21 protein-coding genes and 1 tRNA gene are annotated in these 23818 nt (G+C 41.5%); 8 read left to right on the plus strand and 14 right to left on the minus strand.

Features of this window, described 5'->3' with window-relative positions; genetic code table 11:
* Window positions 1–81: 81 nt before the first annotated feature.
* The 3 genes from V7O67_RS13420 to serA form a co-directional block, all read right to left on the minus strand.
* Window positions 82–558, minus strand: a complete 477-nt coding sequence (locus V7O67_RS13420; RefSeq protein ID WP_342304359.1) for a DUF2240 family protein — start codon at window positions 556–558, stop codon at window positions 82–84.
* Window positions 558–998, minus strand: coding sequence for a hypothetical protein (locus tag V7O67_RS13425; RefSeq protein WP_406670237.1), 441 nt, complete (start codon window positions 996–998; stop codon window positions 558–560). Before V7O67_RS13425 ends, V7O67_RS13420 begins: the two co-directional genes overlap by 1 nt.
* A gap of 92 nt (window positions 999–1090) precedes the next feature.
* The gene (gene serA, locus V7O67_RS13430; RefSeq protein WP_342304357.1) at window positions 1091–2662 is read right to left on the minus strand and encodes a phosphoglycerate dehydrogenase; all 1572 of its coding nucleotides are present in this window, start codon (window positions 2660–2662) and stop codon (window positions 1091–1093) included.
* A 355-nt stretch (window positions 2663–3017) separates the two neighbouring features.
* Here serA and V7O67_RS13435 point away from each other — a divergent pair, with 355 nt between their 5' ends.
* Window positions 3018–5405 (plus strand): ATP-binding protein, encoded by a 2388-nt coding sequence (locus V7O67_RS13435; RefSeq protein WP_342304356.1) that lies wholly within the window; start codon window positions 3018–3020, stop codon window positions 5403–5405.
* Between the two features lie 25 nt (window positions 5406–5430).
* Here the strand turns inward: V7O67_RS13435 and alaXM are convergent, their stop codons facing one another.
* Window positions 5431–6144: an alanyl-tRNA editing protein AlaXM gene (alaXM, locus tag V7O67_RS13440; protein ID WP_342304355.1), complete on the minus strand. Its 714-nt coding sequence runs from the start codon at window positions 6142–6144 to the stop codon at window positions 5431–5433.
* Window positions 6145–6243: 99 nt separating this feature from the next.
* Between alaXM and V7O67_RS13445 the strand changes: the two genes are divergently transcribed.
* Complete coding sequence (locus V7O67_RS13445; protein ID WP_342304354.1) at window positions 6244–7542, plus strand: MFS transporter; 1299 nt, start codon at window positions 6244–6246, stop codon at window positions 7540–7542.
* 25 nt (window positions 7543–7567) lie between these two features.
* Here V7O67_RS13445 and V7O67_RS13450 read toward each other — a convergent pair whose 3' ends face one another.
* Complete coding sequence (locus V7O67_RS13450; protein ID WP_342306466.1) at window positions 7568–8161, minus strand: FAD-dependent oxidoreductase; 594 nt, start codon at window positions 8159–8161, stop codon at window positions 7568–7570.
* Window positions 8162–8224: 63 nt separating this feature from the next.
* Window positions 8225–8907 (minus strand): IS1 family transposase gene (locus tag V7O67_RS13455; RefSeq protein WP_406669886.1). Its coding sequence is split into 2 segments (ribosomal slippage): window positions 8225–8547 and window positions 8547–8907, totalling 684 coding nucleotides; the frame shifts between segments, so codons are not numbered across the junction.
* A gap of 56 nt (window positions 8908–8963) precedes the next feature.
* Between V7O67_RS13455 and V7O67_RS13460 the strand changes: the two genes are divergently transcribed.
* Window positions 8964–9737: a winged helix-turn-helix domain-containing protein gene (locus V7O67_RS13460; RefSeq protein WP_342304353.1), complete on the plus strand. Its 774-nt coding sequence runs from the start codon at window positions 8964–8966 to the stop codon at window positions 9735–9737.
* 333 nt (window positions 9738–10070) lie between these two features.
* Window positions 10071–10856 carry a winged helix-turn-helix domain-containing protein gene (locus tag V7O67_RS13465; RefSeq protein WP_342304352.1) on the plus strand — a complete coding sequence of 262 codons (786 nt, stop codon included), beginning with the start codon at window positions 10071–10073 and terminating at the stop codon, window positions 10854–10856.
* A gap of 41 nt (window positions 10857–10897) precedes the next feature.
* Here the strand turns inward: V7O67_RS13465 and V7O67_RS13470 are convergent.
* From V7O67_RS13470 to V7O67_RS13490, 5 genes are all read right to left on the minus strand, one after another.
* Window positions 10898–10985 (minus strand) — tRNA-Leu (locus V7O67_RS13470).
* Between the two features lie 59 nt (window positions 10986–11044).
* Window positions 11045–11950, minus strand: coding sequence for an ornithine carbamoyltransferase (argF, locus tag V7O67_RS13475; protein WP_406670241.1), 906 nt, complete (start codon window positions 11948–11950; stop codon window positions 11045–11047).
* Window positions 11951–11981: 31 nt separating this feature from the next.
* On the minus strand, window positions 11982–13286 hold the full coding sequence (gene purD, locus V7O67_RS13480; RefSeq protein ID WP_406670243.1) for a phosphoribosylamine--glycine ligase: 1305 nt from the start codon (window positions 13284–13286) through the stop codon (window positions 11982–11984).
* A gap of 159 nt (window positions 13287–13445) precedes the next feature.
* A complete protein-coding gene (gene pyrE / locus V7O67_RS13485) occupies window positions 13446–13979 on the minus strand; it encodes an orotate phosphoribosyltransferase (protein WP_406670245.1) in 534 nt (177 codons plus the stop codon).
* Window positions 13980–14011: 32 nt separating this feature from the next.
* A complete protein-coding gene (locus tag V7O67_RS13490) occupies window positions 14012–14545 on the minus strand; it encodes a CDP-2,3-bis-(O-geranylgeranyl)-sn-glycerol synthase (RefSeq protein ID WP_406670247.1) in 534 nt (177 codons plus the stop codon).
* A gap of 156 nt (window positions 14546–14701) precedes the next feature.
* Between V7O67_RS13490 and V7O67_RS13495 the strand changes: the two genes are divergently transcribed.
* Together V7O67_RS13495 and ccsA are read left to right on the plus strand one after the other, a co-directional pair.
* Window positions 14702–15730 (plus strand): cytochrome c-type biogenesis CcmF C-terminal domain-containing protein, encoded by a 1029-nt coding sequence (locus tag V7O67_RS13495; RefSeq protein WP_342304348.1) that lies wholly within the window; start codon window positions 14702–14704, stop codon window positions 15728–15730.
* Window positions 15731–15734: 4 nt separating this feature from the next.
* On the plus strand, window positions 15735–16829 hold the full coding sequence (ccsA, locus tag V7O67_RS13500) for a cytochrome c biogenesis protein CcsA (RefSeq protein ID WP_406670249.1): 1095 nt from the start codon (window positions 15735–15737) through the stop codon (window positions 16827–16829).
* Window positions 16830–16843: 14 nt separating this feature from the next.
* Here ccsA and V7O67_RS13505 read toward each other — a convergent pair whose 3' ends face one another.
* The 3 genes from V7O67_RS13505 to xseA are packed head-to-tail and all read right to left on the minus strand — an operon-like array spanning window position 16844 to window position 19123.
* Entirely contained in the window at window positions 16844–17617 is a 774-nt protein-coding gene (locus V7O67_RS13505; protein WP_406670250.1) for a class I SAM-dependent methyltransferase, read from the minus strand.
* Between the two features lie 26 nt (window positions 17618–17643).
* A complete protein-coding gene (locus V7O67_RS13510; protein WP_342304346.1) occupies window positions 17644–17895 on the minus strand; it encodes an exodeoxyribonuclease VII small subunit in 252 nt (83 codons plus the stop codon).
* 4 nt (window positions 17896–17899) lie between these two features.
* Window positions 17900–19123 (minus strand): exodeoxyribonuclease VII large subunit, encoded by a 1224-nt coding sequence (gene xseA, locus V7O67_RS13515; protein ID WP_342304345.1) that lies wholly within the window; start codon window positions 19121–19123, stop codon window positions 17900–17902.
* A 224-nt stretch (window positions 19124–19347) separates the two neighbouring features.
* On the opposite strand from xseA, the gene V7O67_RS13520 reads away from it, so the two are divergent.
* Together V7O67_RS13520 and V7O67_RS13525 are read left to right on the plus strand one after the other, a co-directional pair.
* Window positions 19348–21867, plus strand: coding sequence for a type II/IV secretion system ATPase subunit (locus tag V7O67_RS13520; protein WP_342304344.1), 2520 nt, complete (start codon window positions 19348–19350; stop codon window positions 21865–21867).
* On the plus strand, window positions 21800–23794 hold the full coding sequence (locus tag V7O67_RS13525; protein ID WP_406670253.1) for a hypothetical protein: 1995 nt from the start codon (window positions 21800–21802) through the stop codon (window positions 23792–23794). The genes V7O67_RS13520 and V7O67_RS13525 overlap by 68 nt, the downstream gene beginning before the upstream one ends.
* Window positions 23795–23818 lie beyond the last annotated feature (24 nt).

A 23818-nucleotide genomic window follows, 5' to 3' on the forward strand; every position in this document is an offset into this window, starting at 1 on the left:
CCGTAAGGTGCCAGTAAAGTAAGAACATGAGTTGTCTGTAGAATCAGACTGCTTTTGAATAACACTAATAGTACATAAAGATTATGTGGGATTTTGGTCGTCACTAAAAACATTGCTATACACTTTGTCGTATATTGGCTCGATGTCACATCCAAGTTCTTTTGCTGTTAGCAGACCAGCAACCTCTATATCTATAAGATCATCGAATAGTTCCTGTTTCTTATTGATAAGTGCAGTTGTATCTCTTGCACTTTTTCCGCAATTTGCAACTATCAGGGCTATTATATCCTCAATGGTTGATCTATCTTTGAAGATTGATTCAGAAGGCTTGAAACCGTGTGGTATCTCTATTGTACTTATGTCAAAATTAGGAATTAATTCTGCCCCGCTAAATTTCAACAAATGGGCACCTATGGCCCTGTCTCTTACCTTTGATGCAACATCAGGTGCCATCCACTTAAGGTCAAAAGAGAGCACAAATTCAAAATCCTTGATCGAAAGTGAATTCTTGTTATTTCTTTTGAATGGGGTTGCAGCTACAAGCATCAATTCGTCCATTAGGAACCCCTTCGAAGCTCGTCAATAATTGTGTCGGCAACCCGGCCACATTCTGTTCTCTTCGGACCGTCTATATGATTTATCTGAAGTACCAGTAGTTCATATTCGAGAATGGCTCTCACAAGATATATGTCACCTCGAAATGGTACACGGTTATACTTCCCGTCAAGATAACTATACCTTAAGTGAACCCTGAAATCCATTATTCCTTCTCTTTCAATGGTATCCAGTACTTCATCCACCGTATCATAATTAAGTGGGGCAAAATCGATGCCATTGGTTACGACTTCCACCGCAATTTCCCTCTTAGCCTGTATGCGATGTCCTCTCTGAGTAACAGACTCAGTGACAAACATGCCGAATTTTCCGTCCGTGTTTGCCATCACTTTCACAAAAAAAGGTAGGTCCGAATGGTAGCGGTACTTCTGTTCAAATTCCACATTTCTGTGGGGAAACCGATGATATATCCGTTTTCGCATCATTTAAACTGCTACCATCCTTTATATTTTAAATAAATCTCTGTTTGTCTGACTTATAAATGAATGAGTTTGGCATCGATTATTCCTTCAACCGATCTCATTTCTTTTAGTATTGGATCTGGAACCTCTGAATCAACATTAAGTGCCATTATGGTCGTTCCGCCAATATCTGCTCTTCCAACTTGCATTCCAGATATATTTATATTGTTCTTTCCAAGCAATATGCAGCATGGTCCGATCACGTTAGGTTTGTTAATGTGTTTTGCTACTATCATATATCCGGTTGGTATAATATCAACATGTTCCCCGTTGATGTTGATGATCTTTCCTTTGCCACCAACTACGGTACCTATGATCGATACTTTCTCTTCATCCATTGTGATCTCTACCTTTATTGTTGAAGTGAACTCTTCTGTAGTTTCAGATTTACTTTCAACAACTTCCACCTTCCTTGATTTTGCAAGGGAGCTTGAGTTTACATAGTTGACAGCTGAACCAAGTGCGACCTGGAGCATACCTTTTAGTGCAGCAACAGTTATCGGTCGTGTGTCTTTCTCAGAAATGTCCCCGTTGTATGATATTTCTATCTTTTCATAGTTCTTGCCAAGAAGTTGTGCACATGCACTGCTCATTGTTTCAGCAAGCTGGATATAAGGTGCAAGCATGGTCATGATCTCTGGTTTGACCGATGGTATATTGATAGCACTTTTCGCAGGTCCGCCGTTAAGTACAGACACTACTTCTTCGGCCACAGAAACCGCGACATTGATCTGTGCTTCCTTAGTTGAAGCACCGAGGTGTGGTGTAGCTATCAGGGTCTTGCAATCAATAAGAGGGCTGTCAAAAGGAGGTTCATTAACGAACACATCAATTGCAGCGCCTGCTATCTTGTTAGTGTTCAATGCATCTGCAAGTGCTTCCTCATTGATGATTCCGCCACGTGCACAATTGATGATCCTTGCGTTGCTTTTCATCATCGCGAACTCTTCAGCATCAATTATGTTTCTGGTCTCTTTGATAAGCGGTGTGTGAACAGTAATAAAGTCAGCCTGTTTCACTATCTCATGCACGGACATCATTCTCACACCCATTTCCTCTGCTCTCTCATCTGAGACAAAAGGATCGTATGCTAAGATATCCATGTTAAGTCCCTGTGCTCTTTTTGCAACCTCAGCACCAATTCGCCCCAGCCCGATTACACCAAGGGTCTTACCATTGACCTCTATGCCCATGAACTTGCTGCGCTCCCATTTTTTGGACTTGAGTGACTCATTGGCCTGTGCCACATTCCTTGCCAGCGCCATCATCATTGCAATAGTGTGTTCTGCCGCGGAGAGCATGTTTCCTTCAGGTGCATTGACAACTATTATTCCTTTTTCCGTAGCTGCCTCTACATCTACATTATCAACTCCAACTCCTGCCCTGCCTACTATCTTCAGCCTGTCAGCTGCCTCTATGACCTTTCTTGTGACTTGTGTACCACTTCTGATAACAAGTGCGTCATATTCTGGTATCTTTTCAACGAGCTCTTCTTCGGAAAGTCCTGTAAGGACATCAACTGTGAAATGTTGTTGAAGTATCGTTAATCCCTGTTCTGATAATGGATCACTAACTAGTACTTTCATTTTGTATATCTCCGCAGATAAATGCAATATAATTAATTACGCATTTTGATTTAATGTGGTTAGGGACTAATACAATTATCTCTTTTATAATTGTTCACATACCGTCCTATGCTTCCCTAGTTCTTTTCAAGCTATTTTAATCTATTTTGAAAATGCGCCATTTTACATATACTTGTCTCTTTACCATCTTAAATACATATTATCTTTGATTTCAACTGCAAAGCCATTTTACTTTTGTTACCGGAATAAATAGGAACATATATATAAAAGACTCTATAATAACCTATCAGGCCAATGATAATCAATTTAGGTATTTAAAAATGCTAAAATAATTTTTTTCATAACAGGGTTGTATATGAGGAAAGAAGTAAAAATAGTATTAATATCAATCTCCTTTGGTCTTGTATTCTGGATCATAGATGCTTACCTAGTACATTTCTTACAAAATGCAAGCATCTTGCCTGATTATTTATCGCAAAAGATATTTAACTATGACCATTATGTCAGGTCATTTGTCTTCATCGGCTTCCTTTTGTTTGGCATGACCGTTTCCAAAATGTCCCAAAAATGCCAGTCTGTTGAAAGTGAACTACTTTCACAATTGAAATTTGAGAATATTGTCGCAGAGATATCTTCTCATTTTATTGGAAAAAAATCAGAGCATATAGACACTGGAATCCATCTTTCCCTTAAGAAGATAGCTGAATTTGCAGGTGCTGATCGCAGTTACTTAATACTTTTTTCAAAACATCGGTACAAAAATGATACAGTGTACAAATGGCACGCAGAAAATATCGATAATGCCTATGTGGACAATCTCTCTGGAAGAAATTTTCCATGGTGGATGGAGAAACTAAGGAATCCTGATATACTAAACATACCAGATGTATCAAAATTACCGGCAGAAGCAAGCAAAGAAAAAGAAGCTTTGCAAAAAGCGGGAATTATGTCTGCACTGTCTATTCCTCTTCAATCCAATGGTTTGTTGATTGGTTTTCTGGGATTTGATTCCTTCAGCCAGAATCGGATATGGCCACCAAATCACATAAAACTCATGAGGATAATTGGAGATATTTTTGTAGACAGTATAGAACGAAAAAAAGCTCAAGAATCTGTTGTTAAACACAAAGAAAGGCTCATAAGGGCACAGGAAATATCACGTACAGGGAGCTGGGAAATTGATCTGCGCACAAAAAAGCATTTTTGGTCTGATGAGATGTATCGGATCATGGGCTTTTCACCCAATGAAATATCAATTAACAAGGATCTCTATTCTACTTTCATACACCCGGATGATCGCAGTTTGTTCAATTCCTGCTTAGACAAGGCACTTTCAATTCCGGGTTACAAATTCGAAGTTAGGACCAAGGTAATAAAGAAAAACGGTTCAATTTGCATCCTTCATTCTCTTGGTGAAGTAACTTGGGATAATAATGGCAAACAGGTTCTTTTTCTGGGAACCACCCAGGATATCACTGACAGATCACTTGCAGAAGAAGACCTTCAAAGAAAAAACCGTAACCTGCTGATTTTACAGTCCACGGCATTGATCGCTGCAAGTTCAATGGAGATGGAGGATTTCTTAGATGATATTCTCAATGAGGTACTTTCTTATCTAGGGTGCAATTCAGGTGTGATTTGTCTTTGTTGTTCCCCGGACAAGAGTTTAAAGGTTTGCTCATCGAACGGAATAAAAGACGAGCTAAAAGGAGAACTTAACGGTATCAATTGTGATGATTCCCTATTCCGGACCATTCCCGATTTAAAAAAGAGTACATTGGTCACAGATAAGGCAAATGATATTCAGGGTAGCCTGAAAAAGTTTAACGTGAACGAAAATGCCGGAAGATTTGTTTTTGTTCCTGTTATTTCCCGTGAAGATCTGGTTGGTGTCATATTATTGTTCCCCGATGATGCGATTATTATCTCAAACACTGACCTTGATATACTTGGTAACGTAGGTCATCAGGTTGGTATCGCTGTTGAGAATATTCGTCTTGTTGATGAAACCAGAAACGCATATGAAGAGCTGAAATCTCTTGACAGGATGAAAGATGAGTTTGTAGCTAATATCACCCATGAGCTCAAAACACCTCTCATCTCCATTAAAGGGTATAGTGAAGCTATTTATGACGGACTTCTTGGTGAGCTTGATGAAAAACAAAAGAAGTGTATGAAAATCGTTGTTTCTAATTCAGAACGCCTTGAGCAGTTAATAGAGTCTTTGCTTAACATGAATTCTCTTTACTTTGAAAAATATCATGTATTGTCACCTATTCATCTTAAAGAAGTTCTTGATAATTCTATATTCGGCCTCCATAGCAAGGTGGAAGAAAAGGACATTCAGCTAAACACAGATTATTCTTTTGATATGAACCTGGTATATGGTAATTGTGAATTTTTACAGTATCTTTTTGTTTATGTTCTGGATAATGCAATAAAATTCTCTTCACATGGCTCTATAGTTTCTATTTCTATCAAGGAAGATGTTAATAGTATTCATGTGGACATAAGTGACCATGGTATGGGAATCCCCAAAAATTGTATGGACCTGATTTTTGACAGGTTCTATCAGGTTGATGGTTCAGCCACACGTATCCATGGGGGTAATGGTTTGGGTCTTTATCTTGCAAAGAATATTGTGGAATTGCATTCCGGAACAATTGAGGTTGAAAGTGAGGAAGGCGTTGGCACAGTTGTCCACGTGTCCATTCCTCTGTACAACCCGGATATTCACGATTAGAAAAAAGCCATTTTCTTATATTTCCTCAGTTATCTGCAAATCGGAAATATACTCTCCTGTTGTTCTTTCCTTTATTCTCGGCTTTGATTATCTCTATATGGGGTATATCACCTGTATTTGCGATGTGAGTGCCACCGCATGCCTGTGTATCCACATCAGGGATGCTGATTACCCTAATATCATCAATTTCCGGAGGGAATGCATCTTTCAGCTTAATTACAGAAGGGATCTTGAATGCTTCATCTCTTGGCATAATAGTAATAGTCACAGGTATCTTGCGGTCTATTACTTCATTGACCTTAGCTTCGTAGGACTTTATCTGCTCCCGGTCAAAATCTTCCAGATTGAAGTCTACACGGGTCTTTTCTTCTCCCAGCTGGTTGCCTGATATCTTAGCCCCTGTCTCATTGTGTATTATGGCACTTAGTATATGGCAGGCTGTGTGGTATTGCATGAACCTGTATCTTCTCTCCCAGTCGATAATTCCCTTTACCTTATCTCCTGCTTTCAATCCTGTTGCTGTAACCTCATGGCTGATATTGCCCTCGAATTTTGCGACATAGCTCACAGGGAATTCAGTTCCATCCTCTTTTACCAGCATTCCGGTGTCATTTGGCTGTCCGCCGGAATTAGGATAGAATGCTGTTTTATCAAGTACTACGAATTTGTCGTCCTTGACACTCTCAACCATTGCATCGAATTCTTTCAAGTAACAGTCAGTAAGGTATAGTTCTTTCATGGATACAGGTAAAGATCCTTTCCATAATTAATTTTTTGGATATTCTACAAAAGTCACAAAAGCATCATATATTAGCTGTACCCTAAAATTATTGAGAAAATGGATGACAAAGAAACAAATGAAATCTCTCTTTATCCTCTCCTTCTGGTGAATTTTATCGGCACCATGGGGCTTAGTTTAGTCTTGCCTTTTCTCATATTTCTTGTTGAAAGGTTCGGTGGCAATGCACTGATATATGGTATTATGTCTTCAATGTATCCTGTTTTCCAGTTAATAGGCTCTCCACTTTTGGGACGATGGTCTGATACATATGGCAGGAAAAAAGTTCTTTTTCTCAGCCAGGCAGGCACTCTTTTGTCATGGATCATTTTCTTCATTGCTCTTTTTGTACCGGTAGCCGTGCTGGTGCCTGTAAGTTCCGGGATACTGGGAACTTTCGTAATAACGGTTCCACTTGTTCTTCTCTTCATTGCAAGAGGATTTGACGGACTTACCGGGGGTAACGTTTCCGTTTCAAACGCCTACATCGCTGATATTACTAAGGATAAGGACAGAAGCAAGAATTTCGGTAAAATGTCAGTTTCCACAAACCTTGGCTTCATAGTCGGGCCTGCACTTGCCGGAATTCTCAGTGTGACCATATATGGTGAAGCTCTGCCGGTGCTTGCAGCCATTCTCATATCCCTTGCAGGCGTTATAATGATAGCACTCTATGTCCCAGAGTCTCATAGATGCGCTTTAAAGAACAAGATTCCGATGGAATTATCCGCAATGTCTGACAAGCCGGGTGGATGTGTTGACGCCACACCTATACAAAAGCAGAAGTTCAGGGATGTGATGAAATTGAAACACATACCTTACATGTTCCTTATTTATTTCCTCATCTTCCTTGGTTTTAATACATTCTATACGGCTTTCCCGGTACATGCAGCAAATGATCTTCAATGGAGTATTGCAGAGCTTGGTTTCTATTTTTCTTTCTTGAGTATCATGCTTGTGATAGTTGAAGGGCCGGTACTCTCATACGTTTCCAAAAGATATTCGGACGTGTTTCTGATAATATCAGGGAGTCTGATACTCGGAAGCAATTTTGTGCTTCTGGCCTTTGGTAGCACATTACTTACGTATGTGGCAGCGATATTTTTCGCAGTTGGCAACGGTTTCATGTGGCCTTCCATACAGTCCATGCTATCAAAACTTGCAGGAAATAAAAATCAAGGGCTTGTTCAGGGAGTTTCAGGGAGTTTTATGAGCATCGCCAGTATTCTGGGACTAATCGGAGGCGGTTTCATCTATGAACTTATGGGAAGAGGAGCGTTCATAGTATCTGCGCTTATAATCTATCTTGTATTTGTACTAGCCCTGCGTCTTCGCTCCTTTGATTTTTCAACTGAATAGTATTTTTTGAAAAAAAATTATGCTCTTATTTGAGCATATACTTCACATCGTAACTGCTTGCAGGATAGGCGTACATGGGTTCCCTTACCTGTTCAGCGGTAAGTCCTGCCTTTATGGCCAGAGTGAAAAGATTGATAGTATCTTCAGCATTTGGTCCAATTACGTGCGCTCCTACTATTTTTCCGGTATCTTTTTCAATAATGATCTTGGATGCAGAAAACCCAAGGTTCGTTTTCTTTGCAGAATAATACTGGCTCATGTCATTGAATAGAACTTTATGTCTGTCAGTAGCATCCTTTTCCATTATTCCTACTGCTGCAAGTGTGGGAATGGTAAATACTGCAGAGGCTATTTCTGTGTAGTCTGCTGTATGTTTGTTTCCATCCAGTATATTGGATGCAACTATGTGTGCCTGAAGACTTGCAGTAGGGGTAAGTGCAGGTCCGGGGATTATACAATCTCCTGCGGCATATACTGAAGGATTTGATATGCTTTGCAGATATTCATTGACATCAATGGCTCCATGTTCGATATCCACTCCACCTTTTTCAGGTTCAAGGCCATCTATGGCAGGAACCCTTCCAAGTCCGTGGACCACCATGTTGCATTCATGGACGATATCTTTCTGCTTTTTACTGTCATAAGCGCTTAATTCAAGAGAACCGTTCTTTTTTTGGCATTGTTAATTAAACATAGCTAGTTCTTTATTCCTATATTTCATCAAGAGCAAAACGGAGATTTTTAGCATTTCAAGACTTTTAGTATAACACTTTGACTTTCTCCTTAGTCTTGCCAGGAAATGCCTAAATATGCTGTTGTATCCTTCAACAGTATATGTTTCTGCTTTTGATCGAGTATGGATGTTTCTGGGGACTAACTTGGCATATGCCCTCCAATAATCCGTCATTACTTCCCCAACCTCTTTTGTCTTTAACTTTTTCCAGAGTTTTTGTCCTGTTTTTGTTCCTCTGCTGCCAAAAGAGCAATCGATGAATTTCTTCCCATATCTATCAACAGCAATCCATATCCAGCAGTAGTTTTTTTATTCCCAATATAAGTATGCATCTCGTCCAATTCCACAACAGAAATCTCATTTTCACTTTTTAGATCCTCTAATTCACTACCAAATTTTCGAATCCATTTTTGAACAGAAACATGACTAACGCCCAAAAAACGTCCAATTGAACGAAATCCCAACCCCTCCAGATAGAGTTGTAAAGCCTGTCGCTTAACAGATACGGGGCTAGCGGTGGATTTTATATCTACTGAATAGTTGTATCCACAATCATGGCATTTGTAGCGTTGTCGACCATCAATCCTACCGTTCTTCTTATGACTGGAACTCTTACACTTTGGACAATTCATATATAAAAAGAGGCCATCATATTATATAACGATGTTTAATTACCAAAGCCAAAACGTTGATTGATGTAATATTTGCCTCTGAGAAGAGAAAGAATATGCTCTTGTTACTACAGGATGGTCCAAAAGAAATGAAGACAATCCTAAAGTCATTAAAAACAACAAGAACAGCATTACTCCCACAGGTTAAGATTTTAAGAAATCATTTCCTTGTCACTCAATCCGGAGATGTTTACGAATTGACGACTATGGGAAAAGTTGTAGTTGATGAAACAAAACCTTTCCTGGAAACTATTGATGCTCTTGATCAGAATGAGGAATATCTGGCATCTCATAATATAGATTGTATTCCCAATAATCTTTTGAAAAGAATAAACGAAATCAAAGATTGTGAAATAATAGAACCTAGTTTACTGAATACATATGAAGTCAACAAGATATTTTCTGAAATGGCTAATAAATCAAATTCATTATTCTTTGTAGTTACTTTTATGCATCCTGATTTTCCTTTAATTATGTCAGATTATGCAAAAAGAAACATAAAAGTTTCAATGATACTCAACAAAGAGCTTTTTGAAAAACATAAGAATGAGTGGTATGATGAATTTAAGCACTTTCTTGGGTGTGAAAACATCAAATATTACGTCTGTGAAAAAGATATAGAACTTTTGCCATTATCAATAAGTGATCAGCGCTTTGTTCTGAGATTATTGTCTAAAAATAATGAATTTAGTAACAAACAACTATACTGCTACAATCCTAAAGCACGTCAGTGGAGTAAAGACCTTTTCAATTATTACTTGAAAGATTCAACAGCAATAACTGAAATATAGAATCTTTTTGATTTGTATGCTACTACATTCTTATGATAATAGTTTATATTCAGTCCTGTTTTCAGCCCTACGTATTTTAGTTATGTGCATATTCATAAACCTTCTTCTCACCAATATTTGTTAGCCTAGTTTCCACAATTTCATGTTTAGAAAAAAATGTTTTCAGGAAAGAAAAATAAATAGTACTGCGTAGTGGAGATATACATGTGTACATGTGAAAACTTTCGATAGCTATATCTATAAAAGGCGATTTATTAGGAATATTATATGACTCTGTGTTATTTTTGGTTGCAGTAGACAGATAATTGGATTTACTGGCAGGATGTGCAGTGCATGAAAAAAATGTTGACCGATGTAATGTTTGCATCTGAAAAAAGAAAAAGTATGCTTTTATTGTTGCATGAAGGTCCCCAGGAAATGGAGACTATTCTAAAGTCACTAAAAACAACAAGAACGGCATTGCTTCCTCAAGCCAAGATTTTAAAAAATTACTCCCTTGTAACTCAATCCGGAGATGTTTACGAATTAACTACTATAGGAAAACTAATAGTTGATGAAACGAAACCTTTCCTGGATACTATTGCTGCTTTTGAGCATACTAAAGGCTATTTTGCATGCCACGAAACTGAATTCATTCCCCCTCACCTATTAAAAAGAATAAATGAAATTAAGGATTGCAAAATAATAGAACCCAGTTTGATCAATACATATGAGATCAACAAGGATTTTATCGAAAAGGCTAATGAATCGAGTTCACTGTCTTTTATATTTACTTTTGTACACCCGATCTTCTATCAAATACTCTCAAATTTTGCAGAAAAAAACAAAGATGTTCATGTAATAATCACCGAAGAATTATTTGAAAAACTCAAAGAAGATTGGTATGAGGAATTCAAAGAGTTAATTGATGGTGGTAAAATTAAATTTTACATTTGCCAGAAACATATGGAACTGTTATCCTTGTCAGTAAGCAAACATTGTTTTAATTTAAGGTTGCTTTCCAAAACGAATGAATTTAGTAACAAGCAATTAGCCTGCTGCAACCCCAGAGCAAAACAATGGAGTAAAGATCTTTTCGAGTATTACTTGAAGGATTCAACGGCAATAACTAAAATATAAAATTGCTTTTTGTACTATTCCGTTACTCTAAAAAAAGTTCGTGGTGCGGGAGGTGTGATTCGAACACACGAACTCCTACGAGACTAGGCCCTGAACCTAGCGCCTTTGGCCTGGCTGGGCAACTCCCGCAAACTGAATGCTGTTTAGTAGCGCTTTTTCTAGTTAAAGCTTGTGTTTGAATAAGCGGTTCAGCACATTAATTTCAATAGCAGGGCTTTCTGGGCATGCAGGCGGTTTTCAGCCTGATCGAAAACCACAGAATGAGGACCATCCATAACCTCTGCGGAAATTTCTTCACCACGATGTGCAGGGAGGCAATGCATAACTATTACATCCTGCTTTGCGAGGTCTACAAGTTCTGAATTAATCTGATAGGGTGCCAGTTCCGTTAAACGCTTTTCGCGCTCTTCCTCATCTCCCATGGAAACCCACACATCAGCATAAATGATATCTGCATCCCTTGCAGCTTCGGCAGGATCATGGGTTACCGTGACCTTGCCTCCCATTTTTCTGGCCTGCTCAACTATATTTTCATCCGGTTCATAGCCAGGAGGACATGCAACAACTATTTCCATATCTACCAGGGCACAGCCCAGAATTGCAGAGTTACAAACATTGTTACCGTCACCGATCCAGGCATATTTCAGACCTGTCAATCGATTCTTATATTCACGGATGGTCATCAGGTCAGCAATTATCTGGCAGGGATGTTCCAGATCAGAAAGTGCATTTACCACAGGTATGCTGGAATGTTCAGCCAGTTCTTTTACAGTATCATGACTGTATACCCTGGCAACAATACAATAGAGATATCGTGAAAGCACAGCAGCGGTATCGGCTACGGTTTCTCCTCTTCCAACCTGCATATCCCTTGTATTGAGATACAAGGCATGACCTCCGAGATCTGACATAGCTACCTCGAAAGAAACTCTGGTACGGGTTGATGATTTCTCAAAAATCATACCGATACTCTTATTCTTCAGCAGGTCTGTGACTTTACCCCTCTGGCGTTTTTCCTTCAGGTCCGTTGCCATATCCAGTATCTCAATAATCTCATCATGAGTCAGATCAGCCATTGAAATAAGATGTTTCATATTATCAACCCTCATTAAATAACTAATAATCTTACTGTCCACGTATTTGGTTCATGTGGTCAATGCGCCTCTGGATAAGAGCTGCTTTACCGATATCCCGCCTGGAATGCAGGTCACCGGTTATGTTCTCCAGTGCATTCTGAGCAATCTCTTCAGCTCTCTGTATTGAATCAGCCATACCTACAACAGCCACAGCCCTTGAACCAGTTGTATAGACCTTATTGTCCTTCTCATAGACACTTGAATAGAATATCAGTGCTTCTCCGATGTCGCCTACTACAACTTCCCGGTCCTTTGTAGGGTTATCGGGATAGCCTGCAGGAACCGCATATTTGCAGACGGTAGCTTTTCCGCTGAACCTGACATCAAGCTTGTCAAGGGTTTCAGTGACAATTGCAGAGAGAACATCCACATAATCGGTCTCCAGAAGTGGCAGAACGTTCATTGCTTCAGGATCACCGAAACGGGCATTGAATTCAATGACCTTGGGGCCGTTAGGAGTTATCATGAACTGTCCGTACAATGTACCCTTGTACTTCTGCCCGGTTTCCTTGTAGAGCGCCTTTACAGTATCCACCATTATCTGCTTTGAACTTTCAACATCTTCAGCAGTAAGAAAAGGAAGTATCTCTCCCGGCGCATTGTACGAACCCATTCCACCGGTGTTAGGACCAAGATCACTCTCAAAGGCACGCTTGTGATCCTGTACTGTAGGCATGAAAGCAAGATTTTCACCGTCAACGAAAGCCTGAAGGGTAAATTCCTCGCCCTTGAGGTTTTCCTCAACCACAACGCTATCCCCATCAAGAAGGCTTGCAGCATATTCTTTGGCCGCGTCCAGATCAGGCAATTGGTCACCCATGACCTTGACGCCTTTTCCACCTGTAAGACCTGCAGGTTTGATAGCAACATCACCAAGCTTTTCGATAAAAGCATCCATTGGCTCCCTTTCGTCGAATACTTCAAACTCGGGACATCCGGCAATATTGTTCTCCTTCATGAAATTTCGTGCCCATGCTTTGTTGAACTCTATTTCCGCAACTGCTTTTCTGGGGCCTGCAGCACTAATGCCCGCATCCTCAAGTGCATCGGCAAGTCCGGCTGCAAGAGGAGCCTCAGGACCAATCACTGCGATCTGAATGTTGTGCCTGGCAGCAAACTCGACCACTTTCTCAACATTGGTTTCCTTCTCCAGCAAAAAATCCTCACATAGATGTGCAATTCCCGGATTCTTCTTTGACATTACTGCGTACAGAGAAGGGTCTTTCCTGCTCTTTGCCAATGCTGCTATTATAGCGTGCTCCCTTCCGCCACCACCGACTACTAATACATTCATATATCAAACCTCATCATCAGAAAATTATTATTAATGATATGCAGATAAGCCGGAACTTAACTCAATATCTGTTATTATTTCCTATTTTGTTAGGAATCAGAATATCAAAGAGTTCTAATTCCTGAAATAAATAACTTGTCTTTATTTTAATGTGTAATATCAAAGAAGGTCACTTGCCCTGACAAGAGGAACAAGCTTCACACCTATGTCACTCAGGTTTTTCTCTGCCCCAGACTCTCGGTCAACAACAGTTATGACCCTTTCCACGATGCCACCTGCTTCACGAATAGCCTCAATGGCATCCTTGACTGAGCCTCCACTGGTAGTCACATCTTCAAGCAGGACAATTTTAGAACCTTGTTTGAACTCACCGACGAAGCGTCCACCAGTGCCATAATCTTTTGCAGATTTGCGAATTAGTATCAATGGAAGCTCTGCTTCAAGGGAAACAGCCGTAGCAAGAGGAACACCACCAAGCACGACACCACCAACAGCATCGAGATCCAATCCTTTTATGACCATTGCGGCATCCTCTGCTATCACTTTAAGCGTAGCAGGATCAGTGCTTGCCTTTTTGATGTCTACATAATAACTGCTCTTCTTCCCTGAAGCAAGAGTAAAATCTCCGAACCTGACAGCTCCACATTCTTTCAGGGCATCGATCAATGCACGTTTACCATTCCCATCAGACATTCGATCACCTAATAATTATATTTTTAAAATGCTCACCAGGGTTCATTTTTGACCCCAATGAAGTAACCTATGACATTCGTACCCAGGTGTAGAACAGGAGTCAGCACCAGAAGCACAATGATTACTGGAATTGTGAAATTTTCAGTAAACCACACAGGAGATGCTATATAAGTCAGCAACCATGCACCAAAAACAAAATCAAGCTGGTCAATTACAGGCAACGGTGCACCTCTTTTCAGCCCCAGCCTTCGCTTAAAGAAGCTCATGAACATATCACCAAAAAGAGAACCAAAGGCGAGCGTAAATATCACGATTACCGCACTGGCGCTTAAACCATTTCCTGCAAACGATGGTAGCTCAACTGAGAACAGTGTTGTTCTCTTAGAAAGATAATACATCTGAAGCAGACCCACCACCATTCCGAAGAATATACCTGTAAGAAGGCCATGATATGTTTTTCCATCTCCGAGTATACGCCGCCCATCAGCCATTGTTTTGCCACCATCAATGGGTTTTCCACCACCAAAGACAGCAGCAGTCGAGTTCGGGATATAAGCCGGAAGCATTAGCCACACAGCAGTTATCAGCATTTCTATCGTAATTATCAACTCTCATTTGTTGTTCTGTTCTGATATGCAACATCGTTATTTAATATATCGAAGCACAATAGATAAAATAGCTTTAATTATAAATATGTTGTACACATAGGATTTGCCAGCAAGATGAAAAACAAAATACCCTACCCGACAACAAGTAATACTATGCTTGCAGCTGTTGTCACTTTTCTTTTACTGGCAACAATCATAACAATGGGGATGTTAACACCCCTTATAGCAAAACTCACAACCGGGGTCGAGCTTGGCCTTGAACCCGCATACTTCAACAATAGAACTGCAATTCCCGTTGCTATCCTTGTTCTGGTCCTGAGCACAGGTATGCTCGTGGGTTATGCTGATCGCAAGTACATCATCCCAATAATAGGATTATCTGCTACCCTTTCGATACTTTTTGCAGTGATGTCGCCCTTTGGGAATACACCCATGGATATTGCTGTGCCCATCCTTATCGTTGCACTGATGGCAACCTTCTACAGGATTATCAGGATATTCATCATCAACAAAAATGCCCCTTCATCAGCAAAGATAAGGAAACTCAGCGCGCACGTAATCCATGTAGGCATCATACTCATCCTGCTTGGAATTATCCTCAGCTCAAACATGAAAGTAGAAGGTTCCGCTGTCCTGAGTACAGATCAAACCGGTTCATTTGAAGGACAGCACTATCAGCTAAAGATCAATAATATGGATTCATACTACACTGGTGAACCCTTCCGCACCTATCCGGCATCAGCCTATACTACAAGGGTCGATTTTGACATTTATAAGAACGGTAATTATTTCAAAAGCGGTAAGGTCAGCTACATCACCGATTTCAAGTGGGGGCAGACATATACGACTACCTACATTAACCGCGGGCCAACAGAAGAACTGTTCATAGCTCCAAGAGCTATTGACGAGTCAGGTGGTGAGATCGACCTCTACATGCGAACGGTACCATTCATCAACTGCCTCTGGGGAGGTATCTACATGATGGTAATAGGCATGACCAGCCTGCTACTAACAGACCGCAGTAAAGGCATCAAATCAGGCACATCCGGAATGAGCAATAAAGCAAATGAAGGAAGATATGACCGCATGCTCGAAGATGAAATAGAAAAACGAAAAGCTAAGAGAGCAAAGGGAAAGAGGTGATGATTTGAACTTAGGTATGATCCTCATATGGCTGGCATTCATCTGTGGATGGGGTGCCACCTTCTATTCAATTAGTTACTATACATCATCGCAGCACAGGGCAAAAATGCACTGGAATAAGCTGGAAATGTTGTGTACAGCATGTATTACACTCTCTGCACTCATACTCATAATACAACTGCTTAGTGTGAATGCATCCTATGATTACGTATTCAGCCATTCCAGCATTGACCTGGCATGGTACTACAGGATATCAGCACTCTGGGCCGGTCAGGAAGGATCACTACTACTCTGGGCCTGGGCAACCCTCGTGATGCTTTTGCTGCTCCGCTACACAGGACACACAAAAGAACTTGTTGAAACAAAGATGATGGACATCACAAGAATGATATCCATGATAGTTGTATCCGTGTTCCTGCTATTGCTTGTCATTGATAATCCATTTTCTGCGTACCAGATACTGCCAACTGGCACGGTTGAAGCAACTAACTGGAACCCGTTCGCTATACTTTATGATGTTCCCTACGGCCAGGGCATGAATCCCCTGCTCCGCAACCCCTGGATGGCAGTGCATCCCCCCATACTTTTCCTTGGATATGCTGCATTTACGATACCCTTTGCAGCAGCAATCGCAAATCTGCTTACAAAGGACAGCAGGTGGACAGATATAGCAAAGGACTGGATGCGTGTAGCATGGCTCTTCCTCACACTCGGAATCGGGCTTGGAGGATTCTGGGCATATGAAGTACTTGGATGGGGTGCATGGTACTGGACCTGGGACCCTGTGGAAACTTCATCCCTTATACCCTGGATCACATCCACTGCATTCCTGCATGCAAGAACACGAGTATCATATGGAGAATACGGATTTCTTGCGCCTCTGCTTGCAGTGCTTTCGTTCATACTTGTGATATTTGCTACCTTTGTAACAAGGAGCGGTATGTGGGCATCAGTACATTCATGGCAGGACTTCACAACCGAAAGTCTTGTAATTGCCATATTCCTGGTGATACTCACAGGAAGCAGTACATTCCTGTTAGCAAAAAGATACCTGGAAGATGAGAATGATCAGAAAGAGACAGGAATAGACTCTGCCTGATTCATCCCATTTTTTTATTTTTTGACAGCAAATATATTTAGCCTTCTGAAAAATTCAAAATAAGTCCCGTCCGGCTGTCCGGCTACTTTTTTTGCTTTGTCAACTACGAAATCCCTGAAAAGAGAAGCTCTATCTTCCGAAAGAACAGACACAAACGGAACAAGGCTTGGCTGCTCAATCCATCCTACAAAAGATTGATCGTCCTGGAAATTGCGATCAGCATCCTCCATCCATACCCTGTATTGTTCGAAGCCTGACAAGCGGAGCAGTTCTTCATACTCACCTTTATCAGGCATATACCACGGCCATTCAAAGGACCTGAATTCTGATTCGAATTCTGGAGAGGATATTGCCTCCATCATTACACCAGCAATATGTATACAGTTACCTTTTCCGGCAAATTGCACCCTCATTATTCCATTACTTTTTAGAGAGTCATGAATAGTATTGAGGACATGGGAGTGATCTTTGACCCAGTGTAGGGCAGCATTAGAAAAAATAACATCGAATTTTTCCTCAATAATCATGTCCTCCATATCCAGCAGGCGAAACTCCATATTGTCAGCCTTGTGATAATTAGCCTGCTCAAGCATTGAGACAGAACTGTCAACTCCTACAACCCTCCCATCAGGCACTTTTTTTGCCAGCTTTTCTGTGAGAAGACCGTTACCACAACCAAGATCAAGGATACATTCATCGCCCTGAAGATCAAGCTCATCCATCAACCTGCTTCCCCAGTCCTGCTGAGGCTTTGAGAATTTTTCGTATTTTTGACCGTCAAAACCCATTCCCTTCAAACTCCCCCAGATTAGAATTATTCATCACTGAATGATTCAGTTTTCAGTTTCCCATTCTCTTCAATTAGTATCTCAATCTTTCTTTCAGCTTTTGAGAGCTTCTGATTGCACACACGTGCAAGTTTCATGCCACGCTCAAATATCCCAAGACTCTCATCAAGGGTCAACTGACCCTTTTCAAGCTTCTCTACTAGAGACTCCAGCTCTTCCAGGGAGCTTTCAAAACTCATTTCATCCTGGTCTTCAGGCTCATTCTTCTTTTCCTTCATAAACTCAACTCTTCTTCTCACCAATGCTTCGCTCTTCTGACTTAACGCCTGTCACCCTGCACTCCAAGGTACCGTCGATTACCCTGATATCCAAACATTCATCAGGACTTACATCATCAATACCTCTGACAACACTGTGGTCAGTATTGCGAAGAGCGATACTGTAACCCCGCTCCAGCGTATTCAAAGGACTTACTGCGTTCAACCGACCGGCAACCCCGGAAAGAGATGATACCTTTGATTCTATTATTTTTTTGACACCAAACTCTATGCGGGAACTGAGCTCATCAACTCTTTGCATATCACGTCGCAGTATTTCAGCAAACCTTTCATGATCGATCCTGGAAGAAAGGTAATCCACCTGATTTCTATTGCCGGATATGAAATGTATTGTAGCCTGCTGCATACGTGATGTCAAGGAAAGCACATGCGTCTTAAGGTCTGACTTTTCAGGAACTGCAATCTCTGCCGCAGCCGATGGAGTTGGCGCCCTTACATCAGCAACAAAGTCAGCGATCGTATAGTCTGTTTCGTGACCCACTGCTGAGATTATCGGCACTGCTGAGTCAAATATTGCCCTTGCGACTATTTCCTCATTAAAAGACCACAAGTCTTCCAGCGAACCACCACCCCTGCCAACAATGATCACATCAACATCGGTCCTGTTGAGATGCTCAAGAGACCTGACGATGCTTTCAGCAGAATTATCTCCCTGTACTATTGCAGGGCTTAGCAGTATATCTACAGGGAACCTTCGTTTGAGCACATGGATAATATCGTGGACTGCAGCACCTGTGGGTGACGTAACAACACCCACTTTTGATGGAAAACGAGGAATCTTTTTCTTGTGGACCACTTCGAACAGACCTTCTTCCTGTAACCGGTTACGAAGTTGTTCGTACGCCTTGTAGAGTTCACCGATTCCGTCAGGACGCATATCCAGTACCCGCAACTGATACTGCCCACGCACGGTATAGACATCCACTGTTCCAAAAACCAGAACCTTCATGGAGGCCTCCGGTTCGAACTTAAGAGTACGATTGGTCATCCGAAAGCTCACACAACTTATCTGAGCTCCCTTGTCCTTCAGAGTAAAATAATAATGACCGGAACTATGTTTCGTCAAATTTGAGATCTCACCCCGCACCCATACCTGCCCTAGCTGCGGATCCTGTGTAAGAACCTGTTTTATGTATTCATTCAATTGTGAAACAGTGTATATACCCATGTAGAATCTCCGGCCTCTAAAACAAATTATGCTTCGGGAATATAAAGTCCAGTGGGAAGTTATGTGAAAGTATTATATTAACGCTTGTTGCAGGTTGACCGGAAAAGGAACAACAACTTTCTAAAAAATAAGTGTGTAAAAAATTAAATTGTTGGAAATTAATTTCGAAAACTTTTAATAGATTATTCTGTTTCTTAAAAAAACTTACTTGGTGGGATAAAAACGTGACATTTGAAAAAATAGAAAACGACCTGATATTGAAAAACGACACCAATAATATCATACAATACCAACAAATGCAACTGGTACTTTCTGAACGAATGCCTGTTAATGATCTGCCTGGTGATAAGAAAAAGATCAACAGGATTTTAAGCAAATTCCGTTCAGGTGTTTCCTTACTTGCAGGGAAAAAGGAAAATGATGATAAAGGCTGCCCTTACAGGTCAAAGGTCTCAAAAAATAGCAAAACCATAACCATTGACTGCAAGGAATGCGACCATGAATCCACTTTTGAAGATGAACAATGCAGAAAGAAGATATTCAATATCCTCCAGAAAGAACCTGTTGCAGGAAGGGTCACTCTTTCAAAACTCTACGAAAGAGACTATGAGGGAAAATCACTTGCAACGATATACCTGATGTCCGGCCTGAAAGACAAGCTGATATCCTACAAAAGTTCAAAAATCGTACCTGAAACATGTCAGAGCAATGAGCAGTGCAGAAAAGAGCACGCAAGCATAATGAACATGATACTTGAATCGTCAGGAACTGATCCACTTAAAACCTGTTACATAATTGACAAGCTAATTGAATACAACGAAGCAAAAGATCAGTTGTCTGATATCCGGGACGAATGTGTGCTATGCAGGAAGAATTTCACAGGCATCCTCTGTGAAATGAATTCCATTTCAAAAAGAATAACAAAAGGCATTGGTCCTGAAAGCTCTGGAGAATTCGGCACAGAATGCGAAGTTGACTATGAAAAACATCTCAGGTCCTATGTAAGACCTCCTTTTTCCACATCCAGGATCTACACAGAACCACCGGACAATACCATATTCCAGGAATGTTACGACATCAGTTATCAGGATGAGAGACATTTGCCTGTGAACATATATCAGTTAGCGGACCGTCCTGAGAAAATGTACATCATCAACCCAATGGAATACTCCCTTGAAGAAAAGGAACTCAAACTAATAGAGAGAGTAAGGAAGAAGATGATAATGCACCGGCCTGTGGACCTGCAGTTTGCCGACCCGGCTAACTCAAGGGAATATTTCCGCAGGCTTAGCAAGCAGCTTTTGCTCGAAGAGAAGGACGTTGACGATATAACCTGCAACCCTGCAAAGATGAATATCTGCAGTGGCCTGCTGACGAAATATACTACCGGACTCGGGATACTTGAGGACCTGCTGTCAGATGAACGTGTCACTGATGTCTATGTAAATGCACCGGCAGACCGCAATCCGGTTCATGTGGTTCTGGATGGCGAGGAATGTGTAACTAACATCTATCTTTCCCAGGAAGATATGGAATCCATGGTCTCAAGACTTCGTTCCATTAGCGGACGTCCTTTTGGAGAAGCGACACCTGTACTTGAAATGTTCCTCAGGGACTATGGAGTACGTGTTTCAGTCATTGGAGATCCCCTTAGTGCAAAAGGGATAGCCTATGCATTCAGGAAACACGCAAAGGACCCCTGGACACTCCCTAAACTCATCAATAACGGTTCCATCTCAGCACTCACTGCAGGCCTTCTCAGTTTTATCATGGACGGACAGGCTTCTGTCCTTGTTGCAGGGGGTGTTGGAGCCGGAAAGACTTCACTTATGTGTGCCTTGCTCATGGAAATGCCACAAAAATACCGCATGATAACCATTGAGGACACACCTGAGATACCTGTTGAACAGTTCCAGGAAATGGGTTGGAAAGTCCAGGGGCTTAACTCGCAATCTGCCATAATGAAGTACGGCGTTGAGATAGAGCCAACTGTAGCACTGCGAGCATCCCTGAGACTTGGCAGTTCATCCCTCATTATGGGAGAAGTGAGGGGACCAGAGGTAGCTGCTCTATATGAAGCCATGCAGGTAGGTGCCGCTGGAAACTCAGTAATAGGAACCATACATGGCTCATCCACAGATGCAGTCTACGAGAGAATAGTAAATACACTTGGAGTTCCGCCTGCGTCCTTCAAAGCCACTGATGCGGTCATTGTCTGCGCCAATACCAGAATAGCAGGAAGTATGACAATGAAACGGCGGGTCATGCAGGTTGCTGAGGTCAATGAAAAATGGGAAGAAAACTCAGGCAAGGTTTTCTCGGATATACTCACCTACAGTGCATTAGATGACTGTCTCAAACCTTCTGACATAATGGACAGGGGACAATCCGCCCTAATCGCTAAGATTGCAGACAAATGGGGAATTTCCATGGATGAGGCTTCCCGCAACATACGCATGCGAGCGCAAATAAAAACCAGGATAGCAGAATACGGCAAAGAAGACCAGCGCCTGCTTGATGCAAGGAATGTGGCTGTTGCAAACAACATGTTCTGGTTGCTTATGGACAGGGAGATCACAGAACCTGACGGCACTGATTACCAAAGAGTCTATGAGCGCTGGCTGGACTGGTTCAATGATTTTGCCGGGAAAACTGAAGAACACGCTACAATCACAGGTGAAGGACAGCAAACTGTCGGGCAAATTGAACATTATATCTGCGCAGGTGGTCAGGCTGTACAATGAGAACTGGTATTATCATAGCTGCAAGTTCACTTCTGCAAACTTCAGATGGCTTGTAAAGGATTTCGATGTTTTTCGCCAGAGTTCAGATAATGCTACCAGTGAGAGCTACCGCAATGCAATGGTATACACAGGATTGGGACTCGAAGCTCATGAAACCGTGCTTCTTTCCTATGTGACTGCTGCCTTTACACTGATAGGAATACTTATTTTTGACTTTTTCCTTTTCAGGATCACTAACTTTGAAACGTCTACCCTCATGGCCGTTGTTTTGCTGAGCCTGCTATTTCCATTGGCAGTGCTGCTCTACATGAGCGAGTACATCAAAATACATGCAAAATGGATGAAAGTAAGTTCGCTTGGCGATATGCCGGAGATCATCAGCTACATTGTGATGTCAATGAAACTGGTGCCAAATATGGAGGTAGCCATTCGTTTTGCAGCCAGCAACTCCAGCAGGCCTCTTGCAAAGGACCTGAAAAAGATGATATGGAACCTGCATGTGAGAGAATACAGGGGAATCGATGATGCTATACTGGAATTTTCCAACCTATGGGGGAAGGACAGCGAGTATTTCAAAAGGGCGTTGCATCTAATCAAAAGCTCTACATGTGAACCGGATGAGGTACAGAGAGTTATCACTCTTAACCGGGCACTTGATCTGGTGCTTGAAAGTACACGTACCCTTATGGATAGTTTCGCCTCTAAACTGAAGACACCTACCTACGTACTTTACTCCATATTCATCCTGATACCACTTGCACTTGTAGCTTTGATGCCTGCAATAACCGTGGTAGGGATACGTTTTGGGATTGGAACCCTTGTGACAGTCTATGATGTGGTCCTGCCCTTGCTAACCTTCGCATATGCAGAATATATATTAATGCAACGACCTGCTGCATTCATCCCACAGGACATACCTGAAAGCCACCCGGAACTCGCTAATATAAAAAATCGAAAAAGACACGCACTTCTGCTTTCCTCAGCAATAGGTATTGCAATATCTTTACTTGGATACGTTTTGATCTACAGGGGAAACCCGTGGAACATAGTGTCAACAGCAACCCTGGATGGAATTATTCCACCCACGCTTTTCATAATATGGGGTATTGTATTTGCTGTTTCCGTTTACCTGAATATCAGCTATGCACCCTACAAAAAGATACGAGATGAAATACGCAGAATGGAAAATGAGTTCTCAGATGCCCTGTTTGTCCTTGGTCGAAGGATATCCGAGGGCAGGTCTGCTGAAGAAGCATTCATTCACACAGCAGCTACAATGCGTGGTTCTGACATAGCAACCGCATTTGAGAGGATATCACTTAACCTGATGAACATGCGAACAGATATCCATTCAGCAATATTCGATGAGGATTTCGGAGCATTCAAGGACATCTATTCAGAGAGGATCAAGACCACAATGATGCTGTTCATTGAAAGTGCCCACAAGAGCCATGTGGTAGCAGGTGTCGCTATTGTTAAGCTTGCAGACCACCTTAAGGAACTTCAGGACGTGGAGCTGAACATAAAGCAGTCACTCTATGATATGACCTCAACCATGCGTACGACTGCTGCGGTCTTCGCACCCCTTATAGCAGGAGTTACCATTGCCCTTTCTGAAGTGATAGCAAAGATCCTCCAGAATATAGCAGAAAGCATAAAACGTCTGCCTGAAAATGCATTCCCGGGTCCTGCTCAAATATCCCCTGAGAACCTGAACCAGTCCATACCTTCTGATCTTTTCATGTTCGCCATTGGAATATATATCATATTTATAACGGTTATACTAATTCGCTTTTCAGGCACTATCGAGTATGGAGGTGACAAGGCACAACTGCGATACGATATCGGGCAGATCCTGCCGGTTACCATAATAGTCTTCACTGTGTCAACCATACTTTCAAGGGTCATTTTCAGGGGAATGATATGATGAGGCAACTGCCGCAAGATTAAA

The sequence above is a fragment of the Methanolobus sp. ZRKC4 genome, from assembly GCF_045291305.1.
GTDB lineage: Archaea > Halobacteriota > Methanosarcinia > Methanosarcinales > Methanosarcinaceae > Methanolobus.